The 17,125-nt window shown below is 69.3% G+C and carries 15 protein-coding genes; 7 read left to right on the forward strand and 8 right to left on the reverse strand.

What is annotated here, in order from left to right; all coding sequences use genetic code 11:
• Window positions 1–98 precede the first annotated feature (98 nt).
• The 3 genes from AB0P24_RS03165 (at window position 99) to AB0P24_RS03175 (ending at window position 3,752) form a co-directional block, all read left to right on the forward strand.
• Entirely contained in the window at window positions 99–1,049 is a 951-nt protein-coding gene (locus tag AB0P24_RS03165; protein ID WP_365790447.1) for a PrsW family intramembrane metalloprotease, read from the forward strand.
• 73 nt (window positions 1,050–1,122) lie between these two features.
• Complete coding sequence (locus AB0P24_RS03170) at window positions 1,123–1,362, forward strand: heavy-metal-associated domain-containing protein (protein WP_234535975.1); 240 nt, start codon at window positions 1,123–1,125, stop codon at window positions 1,360–1,362.
• Between the two features lie 119 nt (window positions 1,363–1,481).
• Window positions 1,482–3,752, forward strand: a complete 2,271-nt coding sequence (locus AB0P24_RS03175; RefSeq protein WP_365790448.1) for a heavy metal translocating P-type ATPase — start codon at window positions 1,482–1,484, stop codon at window positions 3,750–3,752.
• A 642-nt stretch (window positions 3,753–4,394) separates the two neighbouring features.
• Here AB0P24_RS03175 and AB0P24_RS03180 read toward each other — a convergent pair.
• From AB0P24_RS03180 to AB0P24_RS03200, 5 genes are all read right to left on the reverse strand, one after another.
• Window positions 4,395–5,684 (reverse strand): citrate synthase, encoded by a 1,290-nt coding sequence (locus tag AB0P24_RS03180; RefSeq protein ID WP_234535713.1) that lies wholly within the window; start codon window positions 5,682–5,684, stop codon window positions 4,395–4,397.
• Between the two features lie 197 nt (window positions 5,685–5,881).
• Complete coding sequence (locus AB0P24_RS03185) at window positions 5,882–8,152, reverse strand: ATP-dependent RecD-like DNA helicase (RefSeq protein WP_365790449.1); 2,271 nt, start codon at window positions 8,150–8,152, stop codon at window positions 5,882–5,884.
• Window positions 8,153–8,486: 334 nt separating this feature from the next.
• The gene (locus tag AB0P24_RS03190) at window positions 8,487–9,071 is read right to left on the reverse strand and encodes a hypothetical protein (RefSeq protein WP_365790450.1); all 585 of its coding nucleotides are present in this window, start codon (window positions 9,069–9,071) and stop codon (window positions 8,487–8,489) included.
• Window positions 9,072–9,175: 104 nt separating this feature from the next.
• On the reverse strand, window positions 9,176–9,835 hold the full coding sequence (locus tag AB0P24_RS03195; protein WP_365790451.1) for a hypothetical protein: 660 nt from the start codon (window positions 9,833–9,835) through the stop codon (window positions 9,176–9,178).
• Between the two features lie 219 nt (window positions 9,836–10,054).
• Window positions 10,055–10,915 (reverse strand): NAD(P)H-binding protein, encoded by an 861-nt coding sequence (locus AB0P24_RS03200; RefSeq protein WP_365790452.1) that lies wholly within the window; start codon window positions 10,913–10,915, stop codon window positions 10,055–10,057.
• A gap of 121 nt (window positions 10,916–11,036) precedes the next feature.
• On the opposite strand from AB0P24_RS03200, the gene AB0P24_RS03205 reads away from it, so the two are divergent.
• Complete coding sequence (locus tag AB0P24_RS03205) at window positions 11,037–11,495, forward strand: MarR family winged helix-turn-helix transcriptional regulator (RefSeq protein ID WP_365790453.1); 459 nt, start codon at window positions 11,037–11,039, stop codon at window positions 11,493–11,495.
• A 246-nt stretch (window positions 11,496–11,741) separates the two neighbouring features.
• On the opposite strand, the gene AB0P24_RS03210 is transcribed toward AB0P24_RS03205, so the two are convergent.
• On the reverse strand, window positions 11,742–12,074 hold the full coding sequence (locus tag AB0P24_RS03210) for a hypothetical protein (RefSeq protein ID WP_365790454.1): 333 nt from the start codon (window positions 12,072–12,074) through the stop codon (window positions 11,742–11,744).
• Window positions 12,075–12,333: 259 nt separating this feature from the next.
• On the reverse strand, window positions 12,334–14,022 hold the full coding sequence (locus AB0P24_RS03215; RefSeq protein ID WP_365790455.1) for a multicopper oxidase domain-containing protein: 1,689 nt from the start codon (window positions 14,020–14,022) through the stop codon (window positions 12,334–12,336).
• Between the two features lie 808 nt (window positions 14,023–14,830).
• Between AB0P24_RS03215 and AB0P24_RS03220 the strand changes: the two genes are divergently transcribed.
• The 3 genes from AB0P24_RS03220 (at window position 14,831) to AB0P24_RS03230 (ending at window position 16,936) form a co-directional block, all read left to right on the forward strand.
• Window positions 14,831–15,352: an FAD-dependent oxidoreductase gene (locus AB0P24_RS03220; protein WP_365790456.1), complete on the forward strand. Its 522-nt coding sequence runs from the start codon at window positions 14,831–14,833 to the stop codon at window positions 15,350–15,352.
• A gap of 288 nt (window positions 15,353–15,640) precedes the next feature.
• Window positions 15,641–16,315, forward strand: coding sequence for a DUF402 domain-containing protein (locus AB0P24_RS03225; protein WP_365790457.1), 675 nt, complete (start codon window positions 15,641–15,643; stop codon window positions 16,313–16,315).
• Between the two features lie 57 nt (window positions 16,316–16,372).
• Window positions 16,373–16,936 carry a DUF4328 domain-containing protein gene (locus tag AB0P24_RS03230; protein WP_365790458.1) on the forward strand — a complete coding sequence of 188 codons (564 nt, stop codon included), beginning with the start codon at window positions 16,373–16,375 and terminating at the stop codon, window positions 16,934–16,936.
• Here the strand turns inward: AB0P24_RS03230 and AB0P24_RS03235 are convergent.
• Window positions 16,933–17,124, reverse strand: coding sequence for a DUF397 domain-containing protein (locus AB0P24_RS03235; RefSeq protein ID WP_365790459.1), 192 nt, complete (start codon window positions 17,122–17,124; stop codon window positions 16,933–16,935). The genes AB0P24_RS03230 and AB0P24_RS03235 overlap by 4 nt on opposite strands.
• Window position 17,125: the final 1 nt, after the last annotated feature.

Here is a 17,125-nt window from a genome sequence, read left to right on the forward strand (position 1 = left end):
CTGCGACATGCGGCGCGTCTGCCTAAAGTGCGGATAAACGCCCCGGTTCCGAGCCGACGAGCGCCACCCGTACCCGCAGGAGCACAAGGGGACCCGCCTTGACCCACTCTCCGCAGTCCGGCCGGCCACGGGCCCGTATCCCCGGTCCGCAGCAGCCGCCACCGCCGTACCCCCGGATCCGCGCCGGCCTGTGGAAGCGCTGCCTCGGCGGGGGGCTCGCCCTGTGGGTGCTGACCGCGGCGCTCACGTACGCGACGGGGAACACCGCCTCGCTGCCGACGCTGATCCTGCTCGGCAGCTTCCTCGGCCCGGTCGTGTTCGTGCTGTGGGCGTACGAGCGGCACGCCCGCGACCTCGGGGTCAGCGCGATCCTCGGCTGCTTCCTGACCGGCGGCGCGCTCGGGGTGCTGGGCGCCTCGGTGACGGAGTCCTACCTGGTCCGCCCCTCCTGGGGGATGTTCGTCTGCGTCGGCCTGGCCGAGGAGGCGGTGAAGCTCGGCGCGCTGGTGTTCGTGCTGCGCCGGATGCCCGGGATCCGGGGCATCCGGGCCGGGCTGGTGCTCGGCGCCGCCGTCGGCTTCGGTTTCGCGGCCCTGGAGAGCGCCGGGTACGCGTTCGACGCCGCCGTCTCCACCGAGGGCGTCGATCTGCGCGCCCTGATCGAGACGGAGCTTCTGCGCGGAGTGCCGGCTCCCTTCGGACAGGGCCTGTGGACGGCGATCACCGGCGCCGTCCTGCTCTCCTTCCGCCGCCCGAACGGCCGGTTCCGCCTCGCCGCCCCGGTGGTCTCCGCCTGCCTGGGGGCCGCCCTGCTGCACGCCCTGTGGGACTCCACGCAGGGCATCGCGATCTGGCTGGTGGCGCGCCTGGCGGGCACCGGAGCGGACCGGCGGCTGTTCGCCGCGGGGTACATCCCGCGTCCCAGCGCGGCACAGGAGCACCTCTTCACGCTGTTCTCGGTCGGCCTGCTGGTCCTCGTCTCGCTGCTCGGCGTCGCCTGGGTGCACTCGCTGGCGCGCCGGTGCACCTCTTGGAGAAATACCCCCTAGGGGTATAGTCTGGCGACAGTGGGGCTCCCTCATGGGCCCCACCGGCCCCGCCCGTCTCGACGAGGAGAACGACATGACCGCCCAGACCGACACCCCGGGCTCCGTGACCGCCGTCTACAAGGTCACCGGCATGAGCTGCGGACACTGCGAGGGTTCCGTCTCCGCCGAGATCTCCGGGCTCCCCGGCGTCAGCTCGGTGACGGCCGTCGCGGCCAGCGGCGAGGTCACGGTCGTCTCCGCGGCCCCGCTCGACGAGGAGGCGGTCCGCGCCGCCGTCGACGAGGCGGGCTTCGAGCTCGCCGGCCGCGCCTGACCGCCCGCACGGCAAGCACCGCGAGCAGTACGTACGACGGAAACGCCATCTCTCCGCCGGGCCGTGCCGACCAGCTGATACTGGCTCCGTACGGTCCGGCCGTCGTCTGGAGTCCGGACATGACCAGCAGCACCACCAGCACCGCACAGACACCGATAGCCGCGCCGCACCCGGCCGGCGAGTCCGAGGTCGAGCTGCTCATCGGCGGTATGACCTGCGCCTCCTGCGCCGCGCGGGTCGAGAAGAAGCTCAACCGGATGGACGGCGTCACCGCCACCGTGAACTACGCGACCGAGAAGGCGAAGGTCACATACCCCCAGGGGGTCCAGGTCGCCGACCTGATCGCCACGGTCGTCAAGACCGGGTACACGGCCGAGGAGCCCGCGCCCCCGGAGCCGGAGCCGCGGCAGGACACCGAGGCCGCGCCGGATCCCGAACTCGCCGGTCTGCGGCACCGCCTCCTGGTCTCCGCCCTGCTGGCCGCCCCGGTCGTGCTGCTCGCGATGGTCCCGGCGCTGCAGTTCGACAACTGGCAGTGGCTGTCGCTGACGCTCGCCGCTCCCGTCGTCGTCTGGGGCGGCGGGCCGTTCCACCGCGCCGCCTGGACCAACGCCCGGCACGGCGCCGCCACCATGGACACCCTGGTCTCGGTCGGCACGCTGGCCGCGTTCGGCTGGTCGCTGTGGGCGCTGTTCTTCGGCGACGCGGGCATGCCGGGGATGCACGACGAGTTCCGGTTCACCGTCTCGCGCATGGACAGCGCGTCCACCATCTACCTGGAGGTCGCCTCCGGGGTCGTCGCCCTGATCCTGCTCGGCCGCTATCTGGAGGCGCGTTCCAAGCGGCGCGCGGGAGCGGCCCTGCGGGCGCTGATGGAGCTGGGCGCCCGGGACGTGGCGGTCCTGCGGGCCGGGCGCGAGGTGCGGGTCCCGGTGGCGTCGCTGGCGGTCGGCGACCGGTTCGTCGTACGGCCCGGGGAGAAGATCGCCACCGACGGCACCGTGGTGGAAGGGGCGTCCGCGGTGGACGCGTCCATGCTGACCGGCGAGTCGGTGCCGGTGGACGTGGCCGTCGGCGACGCCGTCACGGGCGCGACCGTCAACGCGGGCGGGCGGCTGGTCGTCGAGGCGACCCGGATCGGCGCCGACACGCAGTTGGCCCGGATGGCGAGGCTGGTGGAGGAGGCGCAGAACGGCAAGGCCGAGGTGCAGCGCCTCGCCGACCGGATCTCCGCCGTCTTCGTCCCCGTCGTCATCCTCGTCGCGCTCGGCACCTTCGGGGTCTGGCTCGGCGTCACCGGGGACACGGCCGCCGCGTTCACGGCCGCCGTCGCCGTCCTGATCATCGCCTGCCCGTGCGCCCTGGGCCTGGCCACGCCGACCGCCCTGATGGTCGGCACCGGGCGCGGCGCCCAGCTCGGCATCCTCATCAAGGGCCCGGAGGTGCTGGAGTCCACCCGCCGGGTCGACACCGTCGTCCTCGACAAGACCGGGACGGTGACCACCGGGCGGATGAGCCTCCAGGAGGTGTACGTCGCCGAGGGCGCCGACCAGGACTACGCGGACGAGGTGCTGCGGCTCGCGGGCGCCCTCGAACACGCCTCCGAGCATCCGGTCGCCAAGGCGATCGCGGCCGGCGCCGCGGAGCGGGTCGGAGGCCTGCCGCCGGTCGAGCACTTCGAGAACGTCCCCGGGCGGGGCGTACGCGGGCGCGTGGAGGGCCGCGAGGTGGCCGTGGGGCGCCTCTTCGACGTGGTGCCCGAGGAGTTGGCCCTGGCCCGCTCCCGGGCCGAGCAGGAGGGGCGTACGGCCGTCCTGTCCGGGTGGGACGGGCAGGCACGGGGTGTCCTCGCCGTCGCCGACACGGTCAAGGAGACCAGCGCCGAGGCGGTGCGCGAACTGCGCGCGCTCGGGCTGACGCCGGTGCTGCTGACCGGGGACAACCGGGCGGTGGCCGAATCGGTCGCGCGGGCGGTCGGGATCACCGAGGTCATCGCGGAGGTGCTGCCCGAGGACAAGGTGGACGTCGTACGGCGGCTGCGGAGCGAGGGGCGGACGGTCGCCATGGTCGGCGACGGCGTCAACGACGCGGCCGCGCTGGCCACCGCGGACCTCGGGCTGGCCATGGGCACCGGCACGGACGCGGCGATCGAGGCCGGCGACCTGACCCTGGTGCGCGGGGACCTGCGGGTGGCGGCGGACGCGATCCGGCTCTCCCGGCGGACCCTCGCCACCATCAAGGGCAACCTCGTGTGGGCGTTCGGCTACAACGTGGCCGCGCTCCCGCTGGCCGCCGCGGGGCTCCTGAACCCGATGATCGCGGGCGCCGCGATGGCCTTCTCGTCGGTGTTCGTGGTGACCAACAGCCTGCGGCTGCGCACCTTCCGGTGAAAGTTACCGCCGGTTCGCCGCAGTGGATGTAGGAGTCCCCCTGGAGTCCAACGCGTGCCTCACATAAGCTCTTCACAAGGCTCGCGCATCATCCTTACGCTTGAGTCCCGATCACCGTATCGGGGCTCTTGCGCATCCAACGGACCGATGCAAGAGACGCAGATCACAGTGATGTGAACGTAACCATCGAAGGGCTTCGAAGGTCTAAGTTGGCGATGTCAGGGATGCGTCTTGGGGGGCGCTGACCTGGCATCTGGGGATGTCTTGGGGGACTTCCTCAGAGATGCGTTGCCGGGGCACGGACGACGGGAAGCTTTGAGCGGCCCTCCCGTGCGGTGCGGGTCCCGGCAGATCGCACCGCATCACTGGACGAAGTACGGCGAGTTCTGCTCGTTGTGCTCAACGCAGCGATTCAGGCGCTGCCGTACCGAGCGCCCGGCCGGATCCCGTGGGGGGAATCCGCACCGGGACACGGGAAGGCGCCCTGGTCGCCGGCCCGTGGGGGGACCGGCGCTCCAGGGCGCCTTCTGCTGCGCTTTTCTCAGAGCTCATCGGCCTCCGGGGCGCCACAGTCGGCGCCCCTTCGGTTCACTCGCCTCAGGCCTGCCGCGGTGGCCGTGGACAGCCGGCGGCGTCGAAACGTCAGCGCTCTTCGACCGGCACGAAGTCGCGCTCGACGACGCCCGTGTAGATCTGGCGCGGGCGGCCGATGCGGGAGCCCGGCTCCTTGATCATTTCCTGCCACTGGGCGATCCAGCCGGGCAGCCGGCCGAGGGCGAACAGGACCGTGAACATCTCGGTCGGGAAGCCCATGGCGCGGTAGATCAGGCCGGTGTAGAAGTCGACGTTCGGGTAGAGGTTGCGCGAGACGAAGTAGTCGTCGGAGAGCGCGTGCTCCTCCAGCTTCAGCGCGATGTCCAGCAGCTCGTCGGACTTGCCGAGGGCCGAGAGGACGTCGTGCGCGGCCGACTTGATGATCTTGGCGCGCGGGTCGAAGGACTTGTAGACCCGGTGGCCGAAGCCCATCAGGCGGACGCCCTCCTCCTTGTTCTTCACCTTGCGGATGAAGGAGTCGACGTCACCGCCGTTGGCCTGGATGCCCTCCAGCATCTCCAGGACAGACTGGTTGGCACCGCCGTGCAGGGGGCCCCAGAGCGCGGAGATACCGGCGGAGATCGACGCGAACATGTTCGCCTGCGACGAGCCGACCAGGCGGACCGTCGACGTCGAACAGTTCTGCTCGTGGTCCGCGTGCAGGATCAGCAGCTTGTCCAGGGCCGAGACGACGACCGGGTCGAGCTCGTAGTCCTGCGCCGGCACCGAGAACGTCATGCGCAGGAAGTTCTCCACGTAGGAGAGGTCGTTGCGCGGGTAGACGAACGGGTGGCCGACCGACTTCTTGTACGCGTACGCGGCGATGGTCGGAAGCTTGGCGAGCAGGCGGATCGTGGAGAGGTCGCGCTGCTTCGCGTCGAACGGGTTGTGGCTGTCCTGGTAGAAGGTGGACAGCGCGGAGACCACCGACGACAGCATGGCCATCGGGTGGGCGTCGCGCGGGAAGCCCCGGTAGAAGTTCTTGACGTCCTCGTGGAGCAGGGTGTGCCGGGTGATCTCGTTCTTGAACGTGGTGAGCTCGTCGACCGTCGGCAGCTCACCGTTGATCAGCAGGTAGGCCACCTCCAGGAACGTGGAGCGCTCCGCCAGCTGCTCGATCGGGTAGCCGCGGTAGCGGAGGATGCCCCCCTCGCCGTCGAGGTAGGTGATGGCGGATTTATAGGCAGCGGTGTTGCCGTAGCCGCTGTCCAGGGTCACGAGACCGGTCTGGGCGCGGAGCTTCCCGATGTCGAAGCCCTTGTCGCCGACGGTGCTGTCGACCACCGGGTAGGTGTACTCGCCGTCGCCGTACCGCAGTACTACAGAGTTGTCGCTCACGTCTTCCCTCACCGACGTAGTGCCTCATCTTCGAGGTGCCCTGACTGTCTCTACCATCCCCCATTTGGCTCAGGAGAGTGCACTCGGGGTCGACCATTGGGCCTGTCGGCGGCACTCAGTGCCGCCAACCTGCTCATCCTGCCCCCTTGTTTCCCCAACTGGAAGGCCCTTGTGACCTTCACGACTCATTTGATCGATCATTTTTCCGGAGATCCGCTCCGCCCGAGCCGGAAGTCCAGGGCCGTACAGCGCCGGCCTGCCGAGACCGTGCGCACCGCCTGCCCGATCGCCTTGCGCGAACCGACGAGGACGACCAGTTGCTTGGCCCGGGTGACCGCCGTGTAGAGCAGGTTGCGCTGGAGCATCATCCAGGCTCCGGTGGTGACCGGAATCACCACGGCGGGATATTCACTGCCCTGTGAACGGTGGATGGTCACCGCGTAGGCGTGCACCAGTTCGTCCAGTTCGTCGAATTCGTACGACACCTCTTCATCTTCGTCCGTCAGCACCGTCAGGCGCTGGTCGACCGGGTCGAGCGCGGTGACCACGCCCACGGTGCCGTTGAAGACGCCGTTCTCGCCCTTCTCGTAGTTGTTGCGGATCTGGGTGACCTTGTCACCGACCCGGAAGACCCGCCCGCCGAACCGCTTCTCGGGCAGGTCGGGGCGGGCCGGGGTGATGACCTGCTGGAGCAGGCCGTTGAGCGCGCCGGCACCCGCGGGCCCGCGGTGCATGGGGGTGAGGACCTGCACGTCGCGCCGCGGGTCGAGCCCAAACCTGGCCGGAACCCGCCGGGCCGCGACGTCCACGGCGAGCTTGCCGGCCTCCTCCGTCTCGTCCTCCACGAAGAGGAAGAAGTCCTTCATGCCGTCGGTGACGGGGTGCTGCCCCGCGTTGATCCGGTGCGCGTTGGTGACCACGCCGGACTGCTGGGCCTGCCGGAACACCCGCGTCAGGCGCACCGCCGGGATCGGACCGCCCTCCGCGAGCAGGTCCCGGAGCACCTCCCCCGCCCCGACGCTGGGCAGTTGGTCGACGTCCCCGACGAAGAGGAGGTGCGCACCGGGGGGTACGGCTTTCACGAGCTTGTTGGCGAGGAGGAGGTCCAGCATCGACGCCTCGTCCACGACCACCAGGTCGGCGTCCAGCGGCCGGTCCCGGTCGTAGGCCGCGTCGCCGCCCGGCTTCAGCTCCAGCAGCCGGTGGACGGTCGACGCCTCCGCCCCGGTCAGCTCGGCGAGCCGCTTGGCCGCACGGCCGGTGGGGGCGGCGAGCACCACCTTCGCCCGCTTCGCCCGCGCCAGCTCCACGATCGACCTGACGGTGAACGACTTGCCGCAGCCGGGCCCGCCGGTCAGCACCGCGACCTTCTCCGTCAGCGCCAGCCTGACGGCGGCCTCCTGCTCGGGGGCGAGGTCGACGCCGGTGCGGCCCTTCAGCCAGGCGAGCGCCTTGTCCCAGGTGACGTCCTGGAACGACGGCATCCGGTCCTCGTCCGTGCGGAGCAGGCGCAGGAGCTGGGAGGCGAGGGCGACTTCGGCCCGGTGGAAGGGGACCAGGTAGATCGCGGTGACGGGTTCGGCGTCGGGGGTGGGGCCCGGGAGCTTCTCCCGTACGACACCCGGGTCCTCCCCGTCCTCGGGTGGCGCCGCCAGCTCGGCGAGGCAGTCGATGACCAGCCCCGTGTCGACCTGGAGCAGCTTCACGGCGTCGGCGATGAGCCGTTCCTCGGGGAGGTAGCAGTGCCCCTGGTCGGCGGACTGCGACAGCGCGTACTGCAGCCCCGCCTTCACCCGCTCCGGACTGTCGTGCGGAATCCCGACGGACTGGGCGATCTTGTCGGCGGTGAGGAACCCGATCCCCCACACGTCGGCCGCGAGCCGGTACGGCTGGTTCTTCACGACGGAGATCGACGCGTCCCCGTACTTCTTGTAGATCCGCACGGCGATGGACGTCGACACCTCGACGGTCTGGAGGAAGAGCATGACCTCCTTGATCGCCTTCTGCTCCTCCCAGGCGTCGGCGATCCTCTTCGTCCGCTTCGGCCCGAGACCGGGCACCTCGACCAGCCGCTTCGGCTCCTCCTCGATGATCCGCAGGGTGTCCACACCGAAGTGCTGGGTGATCCGGTCCGCGAACACCGGCCCGATGCCCTTGACGAGCCCCGACCCCAGATAGCGCCGTATCCCCTGCACGGTGGCCGGCAGCACGGTCGTGTAGTTCTCGACGGTGAACTGCTTGCCGTACTGGGGATGCGATCCCCAGCGGCCCTCCATCCGCAGCGACTCCCCCACCTGGGCACCGAGCAGCGCGCCGACGACCGTGAGCAGATCGCCGGCGCCTCTGCCGGTGTCGACCCGCGCGACCGTGTAGCCGTTCTCCTCGTTCGCGTACGTGATGCGTTCGAGCACGCCTTCGACGGTGGCGAGTCGTCGTTCGCCTGTGGGGGTCCCCGCCTGCTGAGCCATGATCCGACGGTACTGGTGCGGACTGACAGCCGGCGGTGGGGTGTGGACATCCGGGCACAGAGAGGGCCGGGAGACAGTTCGGGTCGAGCGACGGGCGCACCACCGGCTCGGGCTCGCGGTCCAGCTCATGAGCGTGCGGTTCCCGGAGCCGGTTCATGCCGGGCCCGCGGCAGGTGCCGCCGGAGGTGGCCGAGTGGCTGGCCGAGCAGCTGGGGCTCGCGGACGCGTCGTTAACTGAAGTCGTACGGGGAACGCCCGACATGCTCGCCGACGACGACAGGCCGGCCTCTCTGCGCTCGTACTCGTACGAGCTGCCGGCTTGGTTCCGGCGATCTCAGGCACGAGGCGGCAGGACCTCGATGATCTCGGCGATTCCGGCAACAGGTTGGGCCTCGTGCATGGTGATCACATCACCGGGCTGCAGATGCCGCCACTGCTCGGGCTGCAGAGGAGCCAGGCGAACGTCGGCTGTCTCCCCCGGGCCGAGCCGCGGTGCGAACTCCACCCAGAGCAGCGCGATGTTCAGATCTTGCTGTCCGGCTGCGGTGCGGTGACCGATGTCCCACAGAGGCCTGAGCACGCCGTCTCCGGAGAAGGCACTCTGGCGTCCGCCCTCGTCGGCACGCAGCAGGGTCAACGTCGCACGGATCGTGCCGTGTCTGACCTCCCAGCCTCGCCAATCGCACCAACGGCGACTGCGGTCGAGCATCATCTGCCGAGCGGCCTCGGCGAGCTTCTCCCAGAAGGTGACGGATGCCGGATGGGTATCTGCGATCTCGATGAGCACGTCCAGCGCCGTCTCCCACTCCTGGAGTTGGATGTCCCTGCGAACGTCTGCGACCGTCTGGCCGTTCTCTGCCACGGCGTCCTCGGACAGCAGGTCGGCGGCCTGCCGAAGTAGGGTGAACGCGTCATCCATGTGCTGGATTGTCGCCTGGTCCCGGGCGCCTTGTCACAGGTGACCATGCAGGACGCGGCGGTGCGTGACGTTCTTGGGCCCGACCTCGCGTGAGAGCGGCCGGGTCAGTGCTGGAGCCGCTCGCGCTCGTCAGCCAGGGCGTCGCCGAACGGCGTGAAGCCCATGCTCCCTCCGAACAGGCCGTCACCACATCGGAAGGCGAGCAGGCGTGCCGATGGGGCGTCTCCCGCCGCGTCGAAGTGGAAAACAGCGAGCGGGGAGGTCCGGTCGCCGGAGGCGTAGCCAAGGGTCTTGGCCGAACGCGGGTCTTGGTCGCCGAAGATCACGGAAGGCCGGCCATGGACCCGCAGAACGTCGTCGACGGTGCGGTCGGTCTCCGCCCAGCCTTCGGCTGTCTCGACGAGGCTCGTGTACTCGTCAGTCCGCAGGGCTCGGTCGAGACGCAGCCAACCATGCTTGTGAGCTGCGGCGCCGTACTCCGCGGCCACCACGTGAATCTCCGGCTGAGGAAAGAAGGAGCGCAGCAATGCCGCCATGTCCAGCCGCGCGTTGTCGTCCACGATCCACCGCGTGCCGTCGGGCCGGTCCTCGTCCTGGGCGAGGACATCGAGGAGGAGCGGCAAGCGAGCGAGCCCGCCGTGCGCGTCGGGGCATCGCACGGCGGCGTTGAACTCGTCGAGCACGCGGACGTGCGCCACCTCGGTGAGCGGGGTCAGGCGGCGAACCCTGCGGGGGATGCTCCGAAGAGACAGCATGCCGACCATCTTATGAACGCTGTTGCGGACAATGGACACTTGCCCGGGACGGCCGACTGCCCCATGCGGACGGCGGCCCCGTCCACTCGGCGACGGCCGGCGTAGCCGAGTGGCCGCGACGGTTCCGGTGTTGCTGCGGTGCGCTAGCGCCGCGCTGTCCGGCAGGCGGCCGGCAACAGCAGGCAGACCGATCAGCAGAAGCAGAAGAGGGCGCGGTCGTCCGTCGGCTCAGGCGGTTTCAGGCCGCCGGAACGCGTCGGCGTTACGCGCACACCAGTCCGCGAAAGTCCGCGGGCTGCGTCCGAGCAGCCGCTCCACGGTGTCCGTCCGGAACCCGACGGTGTCGGCACGCATGAGGGTGAGGCCCTCCGTGAGAGCGTCGGCGAGTGCTTGGGGTGCCCCGTTGGGGAAGCGGAACCGTACGGCCTCGGCCGGTGTGGCCGCTTCCCGGACCTCGATGTCGCGGCCGATCGTCTCGGAGATGATCCGGACCTGCTCGGTGACGGTGAACATCTCGTCGCCGGTGAGGACGTACTCCTTGCCCTGGTGGCCGGCCTCTGTCAGGGCGAGGGCGGCGACCGCGGCGATGTCCGCGGGGTCGATCGGCGCATAGCGGCCCGGGCCGACCGGGTCGAGGACGTAGTTTGCCTCGCGGATGGTGGGCAGCCAGTCGAGCGCGTTGGTCATGAAGCCGCCGGGCCGCAGGAAGGTGGCGGGTATGCCGGAGGCGCGGATGATCTCCTCGCGATCGTGGTGCCAGCGTCCCATGGCGGGTATCGGGTCGAGGACGACGTGGAAAGAGGACAGGTGCACGATGTGGTGCACCCCGGCGGCGGCGGCGATGGCGGCGGCGGTGTATTCGGTGCCGATGCCCTGTGTGAGCAGGAAGAGTTTGTCGACGCCGGCGAAGGCGGGAGGCAGTGTCGCGGGTTCCCCCAGGTCGCCGACGGCGCGCTCGGCACCCTCGGGCAGTCCGGCGGCGCGGTTGGGGTCGCGGACGAGGAGACGTAACTTCGCGCCTTTCGCGTCGAGTTCGCGGGTGAGTTCGCGGCCGATGTTCCCGGTGGCTCCGGTGACCAGTATCATCATGGCTCCCCAAAGTCGTTTGCCGTCTAACGAGATCGAGAGAACGCTAGCCGGTGAATGATTAGCCGTCAATCGACTTGCTTGAGGCTGGGCAGTCACTCCCGCACATCACCGAAAGGCCGCAATGTCAGAGTTCCTGGACCTGCACGGCAGAACGTCGAAGGTGCTCCGGGCCCTGGCCGACGCGGCCATGCGACGCCACGGGCTGCACGTCGGACAGAACTACCTGCTCGCCGTGCTGTGGGAGCGGGACGGCAGCACGCCCGGCGAAGTCGCCGCCGCGCTGAACGTCACGACGCCCACCGTCGTCAAGATGGCCGACCGAATGACCGCGGCCGGGATGCTCATCCGCCGCCGCGACGACCGGGACAACCGCCTCGTCCGCCTCTGGCTCACCGACGCGGGGCGTGCGCTACAGAAACCGGTGGAGGCGGAACGGCGGTTGATTGAGGAGAAGGTCACCGCGGATCTCACCGAGACCGAACGCGAATCCCTCTTGAACGCCCTGGCGAAGGTCCACCGGGCGGCGAGCGAGCTGCTGCGGAGCGAGCCCCTCGATGACAGCGACTCGGCCATCACCTGACACTCCCACGTTCCCTGCCTGACCAGATCCGACAGGCATGAAGACGGCTTCCTGCCCACGGATGAATCCCTCGGTCCCCCGAGCATGTCTTGGACTGCGCGACCGGCCGCTACCTCGCCCTCCCGAGAACCCGCACCCAATCTGACTCACGTCAGCCCTCGAAGGACTTCCGGAGCCGACCACTAACGACCTGACCCGCGATTGATCTGACCGCTCCTGATCTGGCCGGGTGTCGGCTCGGCGCGTTCACCAGTTGAGCAGATCCATGGAACTCCGACCGAGCCAGTCCGTGAACGACACGGGCCGACCCTCCAGATTGAGCGGAAGGATTTGGTCACAGGTCGCGCGGCCGTCGAACCACATCGTGCCTCGGTGCGGACCAGTGACGACGAGCAGTGTCGAGAAGCCACAGCCGTTGTCCTGGATGAACACGGCGCCGGACGTCTTGCGCTCCTGGAACACCTCGTACTCGGACAGCGGCGCCGGGGAGGAGTCCTGTCCCGAGGACGGACAGCTGAACTCGTCAAAGCGTCGCCCATGGGCCAGGCGTTGGGCTTCCGCTATCCAGTCGATCGTCATACGGGTGAGGGTAGACAGGAGCGATCCACTGGACTCTGCCGTGACTGACGACGCCCGTGTGGGTTCTTGGGGTGTGCAGATCAAGAAGGCTCGTGCCGCCATGTCCCACCGTGCGTTCTGTGGGCATTCAGCCCAGCATCTCGGCGAGTTGATCGCTGAGCTCGCACCGCGCTGGGACGCAGGGCGAGGCCGGACGGCGTCAGTGCCGGTCAGGGCCCCTTGTGGGCGCGGACCGGCACACGCGGGTCGATCGATCCCGTCAGCGGCCGTGGCCGCCGTCATGGCCGCCACCGCTGTGGTCGCCGTGTTCGACGATCGTCCACGGGCGCATCAGATCGTCGTCCTCGTGTTCGAGAATGTGGCAGTGGTGGATGTACGTCGCCGGGAGCTTGGTACCGCTGCCCGGAATCGACGCGATCGTAGCCGTCGGCGGGGTGAATTCCTGGATGATGATTCTGGTGACCGTCTCCGGATAGGATTTGAACGTGTCCTTGTTGGACCGTGCTTCGTCCGGGTCCGGCGGTACCGGTGGGCCGGTGAAATAGTTCTCCAGCACCGGCAGGTCCTTCGTTTTGCGGCCACCGTCAATCCACTTGTCGTAATCGGCCTGGTAGGCGGCCGCGTCGATCGGCTGCCTGTCCAGCACCTGGAAGTTGACAAGGTGGACGTGCATCGGGTGGGCGTCGTGGTTGGGATTGATGTACTCCCAGATCTCGGTCGAGCCCTCCTCGATGAAGTCCTGGGACGGCGCCTCGAACGGCACCGCGTTGAACGTCATGGTCCTGAACAGCTGGTGCTGGTACACGACCCATTGCCGGCGACGGGTGTGCGGTTTCGGCTTGACCGGTGCGGGTGTCGGCAGCCTGAGTTCCCTGGGCGGCCTCGACCTGTCCACGCCTCCGGACAGCGGTTTGGTGACCCGGAATTCCATGATGTCCCGGATTTCCGGCCCCTCGCCCGGCATGCCGGGGTAGTGGACCGGCGCATGGTAGTTCACCAGTCTGACCTTCGTACCCATGCGCACCTGGCTGAAGTCGATGATCAGGTCGTACCGCTCGGCCGGCGAGATCAGGAAGTTCAGCATCTGCAACGGGGCGCGGAAACCGCTGTCGGTGCCGATGAGCCAGAACGGCAGTTGGGCCTCAGGCACTGCGTCCCTGGGCTGGGTCTCGAACCTCAGCCGCCAGAAACGCTCGTTCGAAGCGTTGAGAAGGCGCAGCCGGTAGCGTCGCGGCTCGACGGTCAGGAAGGGGTACGCCTTCCCGTTCACGATCGGGGTGTCCTCGCCTTCCTGCAGGGTCATGGTGTAAGCAAGCGAGCCGTCCGGGTGGAAGGTCCGGTCCTGCAGGACGAGGGGGACCTCGAATTCGCCTCGCGGCAGCCCGAGCCGCTCGTCGGCGGGGTCACCGATACGCCAGAGCCCGGCCAGGCCCGCGTAGACGTTGAGGCTGGTCATCCCCATGCCGTGATCGTGATACCAGAGCATGCACGAACGGTCGTGGTTGGTGTAGGCGTAGATCGCTTCGTTGGGTTCGACCCGGCCCGGTTCCAAGGTGGTGTAGTGCGCGGCGTGGATACCGTCCGGACTGAACGACTGCATCGGCATTCCGTCGGACTGTGGCGCTGTGAAACCGCCGTGCTGATGTACGACGTTCCACACATTGACATTCGAGGGAAAAGGCAAGACGGGCTTGTAGGGAGGCGGAGGGGTCGGGGTGAGCTCGTCGCACCCGCTGCGGATGGCGTCGATCACGAACTGGAACAGGTGGGTGGTCGGCAGCTCGTTGCGGTATTTGACGACCGTCGGACGGTCCGTGCTCACGCTGATGGTCGGCCCGAGGTAGCCCATGCCGGTCGGCTTGTGCGGATCGTGCGGGTTGTTGGCCCAGTAACCCCACACGGTTGCCGGCCCGAGATCCCGGTGGAAGCGCCACGAGTCCTGTCGCATCGTGATCTCGTAGTAGTCGGCCCGGATAGGCGGAGGGATCCGGGACGGCTGTCAACGGCGTGGGAAGCGGGTCGACGTACTTCTTCAGCGAAGGGGTGTGCGGGATCGGGCCGCCCGGACACGTTGCCTCGTGAGCCGTCGCCGCATACGCCCGCGCCCCCAGAACACCCTGTGGAAGCATGGCCGCACCCCCCATGGCGTCGGCCATGAGGAATTTCCTTCGCTCAAAAGCCATCTTCTCCAGCCTTCCATCGCCTCAGGTGCCGTTCCAGACAGAGATACAGGCCTGGTTCGGAGCGTGCTGCGGTGCGCCGGTCCGCTCTGCCGAAGAGCACCCATTCAGCCCTTTCAGCGCTGCCGCTCCAGCGCGAGGACGGCGGCAGACACCGGATCGACGGACCGCCAACTGTCCGCCCACCGGGTCGCTGAACCACGACCAACTGTGACGACTGCCTGGCCCGGTGCGTGTTCACCGGCAGACTCCGTCCGGATTACTGGCAGTTCCACGGTGGCGTCCGCTCCGGTCGGCCCCCTCTGCGACCTCACGGCAGCCCCAGAACGCCCCACGGCGCGGGGGCGTGACACAGTCGCACCTGCTGTGCGGGCTTGATGCCGATCGTCCGGGCGAGGGGTGTACCGGAGTAACTGCCTCCGGCGGCGGAGGATGCGCCCATGTACCGCCTTCGGTGTTCGCGTGTGCCGTGACAACGATCTACGCGCTCCGGCTGCCGCCCGCGGCCGTACGGCGCCCCAGCCGAGCGCGGCCGAAGGCCCACGCGCCCAGACCCTTTTCACCAGCGACCGGTTCATGTCCGACCTCGGCTCGATCGTCCCGAGGCCCGCCTCCAAGCTCTTCCTCGGCTACGACCGGCCGTGGTGGGAGGATCTGGGCCTGCGCGCCGGGGCCGACCCCGACAGCCGCAACGCCCTTCTGCTGGCCTCCTACAACGACCTCAACGACGTCGAGTTCCGGAACGAGTTGCTGGCCCGGCCGAACCGTCTCGCCCCGGTGGCGGTGCCTCGGACGCCCCGTCCGCTGCGCGCGACGGCGTCGGGGCCGCTGGTCGACGAGGCACAGCTCCAGCTGCGCGAACTGCACGACCCCGAGGCCCGTAACCCCGAACCGACGGCCGCCTACTTCCGGAACTGGGTGCAGGGCCCGTGCGGAGCCGCCTACCGCTTTTGGCAGGTAAGGGGCGAAGAGTTGGGAGGTCGTGCCGCGCATGCGCCGCCCACTCCGCGACGCCAACCTGTACGTCTGCGGAGATGCCTGGTCGACCGGGCAAGGGTGGGTCTACGGCACGCTCACCCAGGCGGAGCTGATGCTTGAGGAACACTTCGGCCTGGCGCGCCCACCGTGGCTCCCTGCGAGCGTCCATCCCGGCCCGTAGGGCTCACGGATGAGGCTCCACGGCCATACGGCACTGGTGTCCCGGCGAGATCGGTCTTGCGAGCATGCGGATGCTGCGCGAACACGACGAACAGACGACCGCAGCAGCGACGTAGAGGCGCGGGGTACGGACGCCTCGTCAAGACCGTGCCGACAACGCCGGTTCTCTGTTCTGTTCAGGGCGCCGAGAGAGTGCAGCCGCCGCGGCGGCGCGCGTCATAATGCGCCATGGCATGGTTCCGGCCGGGTGAGACCGCCGTCCGACGTGACGTGTTCCGCGGGAAGGTGTGGAGCGCGCAAGCGCTCCATGTCGTCGAGGACGGCGCCGAGGCACTGGTCGTGGGCTGCCTGCCCGGCGCGGACGTGCTGGCGCCGACGACCTGGATCGAGTGGCTGCTGACCGGGGACGAGGAAGCCAGGATCCGGGCCCTGCCCAACCTGGCCGACGGCAGTTGGCGGCTCGGCCGCTGGTCCTGGCGCGACACGGCACATCTGCAGTGGGTCCCGCCGGACACCTGGTTCAGCGTGAACGCGTTCTACGACGTCTCGGACGGCCACCGGCTGGCCAACTGGTACGTCAACTTCCAGCGGCCCGTGCACCGCACTGACCTCGGCTTCGACACCTTCGACCTCCTCCTGGACCTGGTGGTGGCGCCCGACCTGTCCCGGTGGGAGTGGAAGGACGAGGACGAGTACGCCCACGGCCGCCGGCTCGGTGTGGTCAGCGAGGCCGATCACCGGGCCGTCGAGAAGGCCCGCGCGCAGGCGGTGCGCATGATCGAGGAGCGTCGCACCCCGTTCACCAGGGAGGCGGACTGGCGGGCCTGGCGCCCCGATCCCGGCCGGCCGTCCCCGTCCCTGCCCGCCGGCGTCCTGACGTCCGGTCTCGGCCCGGCCCTATGATCACTCCGCCCCAGCGTCCGCCACGACGGCGCACACCTCCGAGACAGGCCGAAGACGATGACGAGCGCCGCCCGCACGACTCCCCGCCTCCTCGCCCGCTCCGCGCAGGCGCTCACAGCTGCGGCGGCCGTGGCGGACCTGTTCCGCGCGGTGGCCCTCCGGGACCACTACCTGCACCCCACGGACGCGTCCCTGCACAGGTCCGGCCTCATCTCCATGATCTTCGTCTATCTGATGACCCTCACGACCGTGCTGTTCCTCGTATGGCTCGCCCGCTCCCGGCGCACCGCCCAGGAGCTGTCCCCCGAGGCCGCGGTCCCGAGTCCGGGCTGGACGATCGGCGCCTGGTTCATACCGGTGGTCAACCTCGTCGCCCCGCGCCGGATCGTCCTCGACATCGGCCGCGCCGGCTCCGCGTCGTGGGAGAAGCGGGACACGGCGCTGGTGAATCTGTGGTGGGCCGCCTGGGTCGGGCACGCGCTGCTGCTCGTGCTGGCAAGCCGAGTGGCCCCCGGCTCGATGGCCTGCCTCGTGGTGACGGAGGCACTCATGCTCGCGGCGGCCGTGCTGGTGGGGCTGGTCATCGAGCGGGTCACGGCGCGTCAGGGCGCGGCCGCCTAGCGTCCAGGCGAGCCCGCGGACTTGATCTCCCCGACGAAGGCGGCGAAGGCTCCTGCCGGGAAGGTGAGGGTGGCTCGGGTGGGGGCCTTGGAGTCGCGGACGGCGATCCGGAGGGGAGTGGCCGCGATCTCCACGCAACTGTTGCCATCGCCCTCGCCGGAGTAAGACGACTTCCGCCAGTTGTCCACG

The organism is Streptomyces sp. NPDC086519, from assembly GCF_040686075.1.
Lineage (GTDB): Bacteria > Actinomycetota > Actinomycetes > Streptomycetales > Streptomycetaceae > Streptomyces > Streptomyces shenzhenensis.

Coding starts and splice junctions, on each gene's coding strand:
- AB0P24_RS03170 (WP_234535975.1), top strand. CDS start 1,123: ATGACCGCCCAGACCGACACCCCGGGCTCCGTGACCGCCGTCTACAAG.
- AB0P24_RS03175 (WP_365790448.1), top strand. CDS start 1,482: ATGACCAGCAGCACCACCAGCACCGCACAGACACCGATAGCCGCGCCG.
- AB0P24_RS03185 (WP_365790449.1), bottom strand. CDS start 8,152: ATGGCTCAGCAGGCGGGGACCCCCACAGGCGAACGACGACTCGCCACC.
- AB0P24_RS03190 (WP_365790450.1), bottom strand. CDS start 9,071: ATGGATGACGCGTTCACCCTACTTCGGCAGGCCGCCGACCTGCTGTCC.
- AB0P24_RS03195 (WP_365790451.1), bottom strand. CDS start 9,835: ATGGTCGGCATGCTGTCTCTTCGGAGCATCCCCCGCAGGGTTCGCCGC.
- AB0P24_RS03200 (WP_365790452.1), bottom strand. CDS start 10,915: ATGATGATACTGGTCACCGGAGCCACCGGGAACATCGGCCGCGAACTC.
- AB0P24_RS03205 (WP_365790453.1), top strand. CDS start 11,037: ATGTCAGAGTTCCTGGACCTGCACGGCAGAACGTCGAAGGTGCTCCGG.
- AB0P24_RS03210 (WP_365790454.1), bottom strand. CDS start 12,074: ATGACGATCGACTGGATAGCGGAAGCCCAACGCCTGGCCCATGGGCGA.
- AB0P24_RS03215 (WP_365790455.1), bottom strand. CDS start 14,022: ATGCGACAGGACTCGTGGCGCTTCCACCGGGATCTCGGGCCGGCAACC.
- AB0P24_RS03220 (WP_365790456.1), top strand. CDS start 14,831: ATGTCCGACCTCGGCTCGATCGTCCCGAGGCCCGCCTCCAAGCTCTTC.
- AB0P24_RS03225 (WP_365790457.1), top strand. CDS start 15,641: ATGGCATGGTTCCGGCCGGGTGAGACCGCCGTCCGACGTGACGTGTTC.
- AB0P24_RS03230 (WP_365790458.1), top strand. CDS start 16,373: ATGACGAGCGCCGCCCGCACGACTCCCCGCCTCCTCGCCCGCTCCGCG.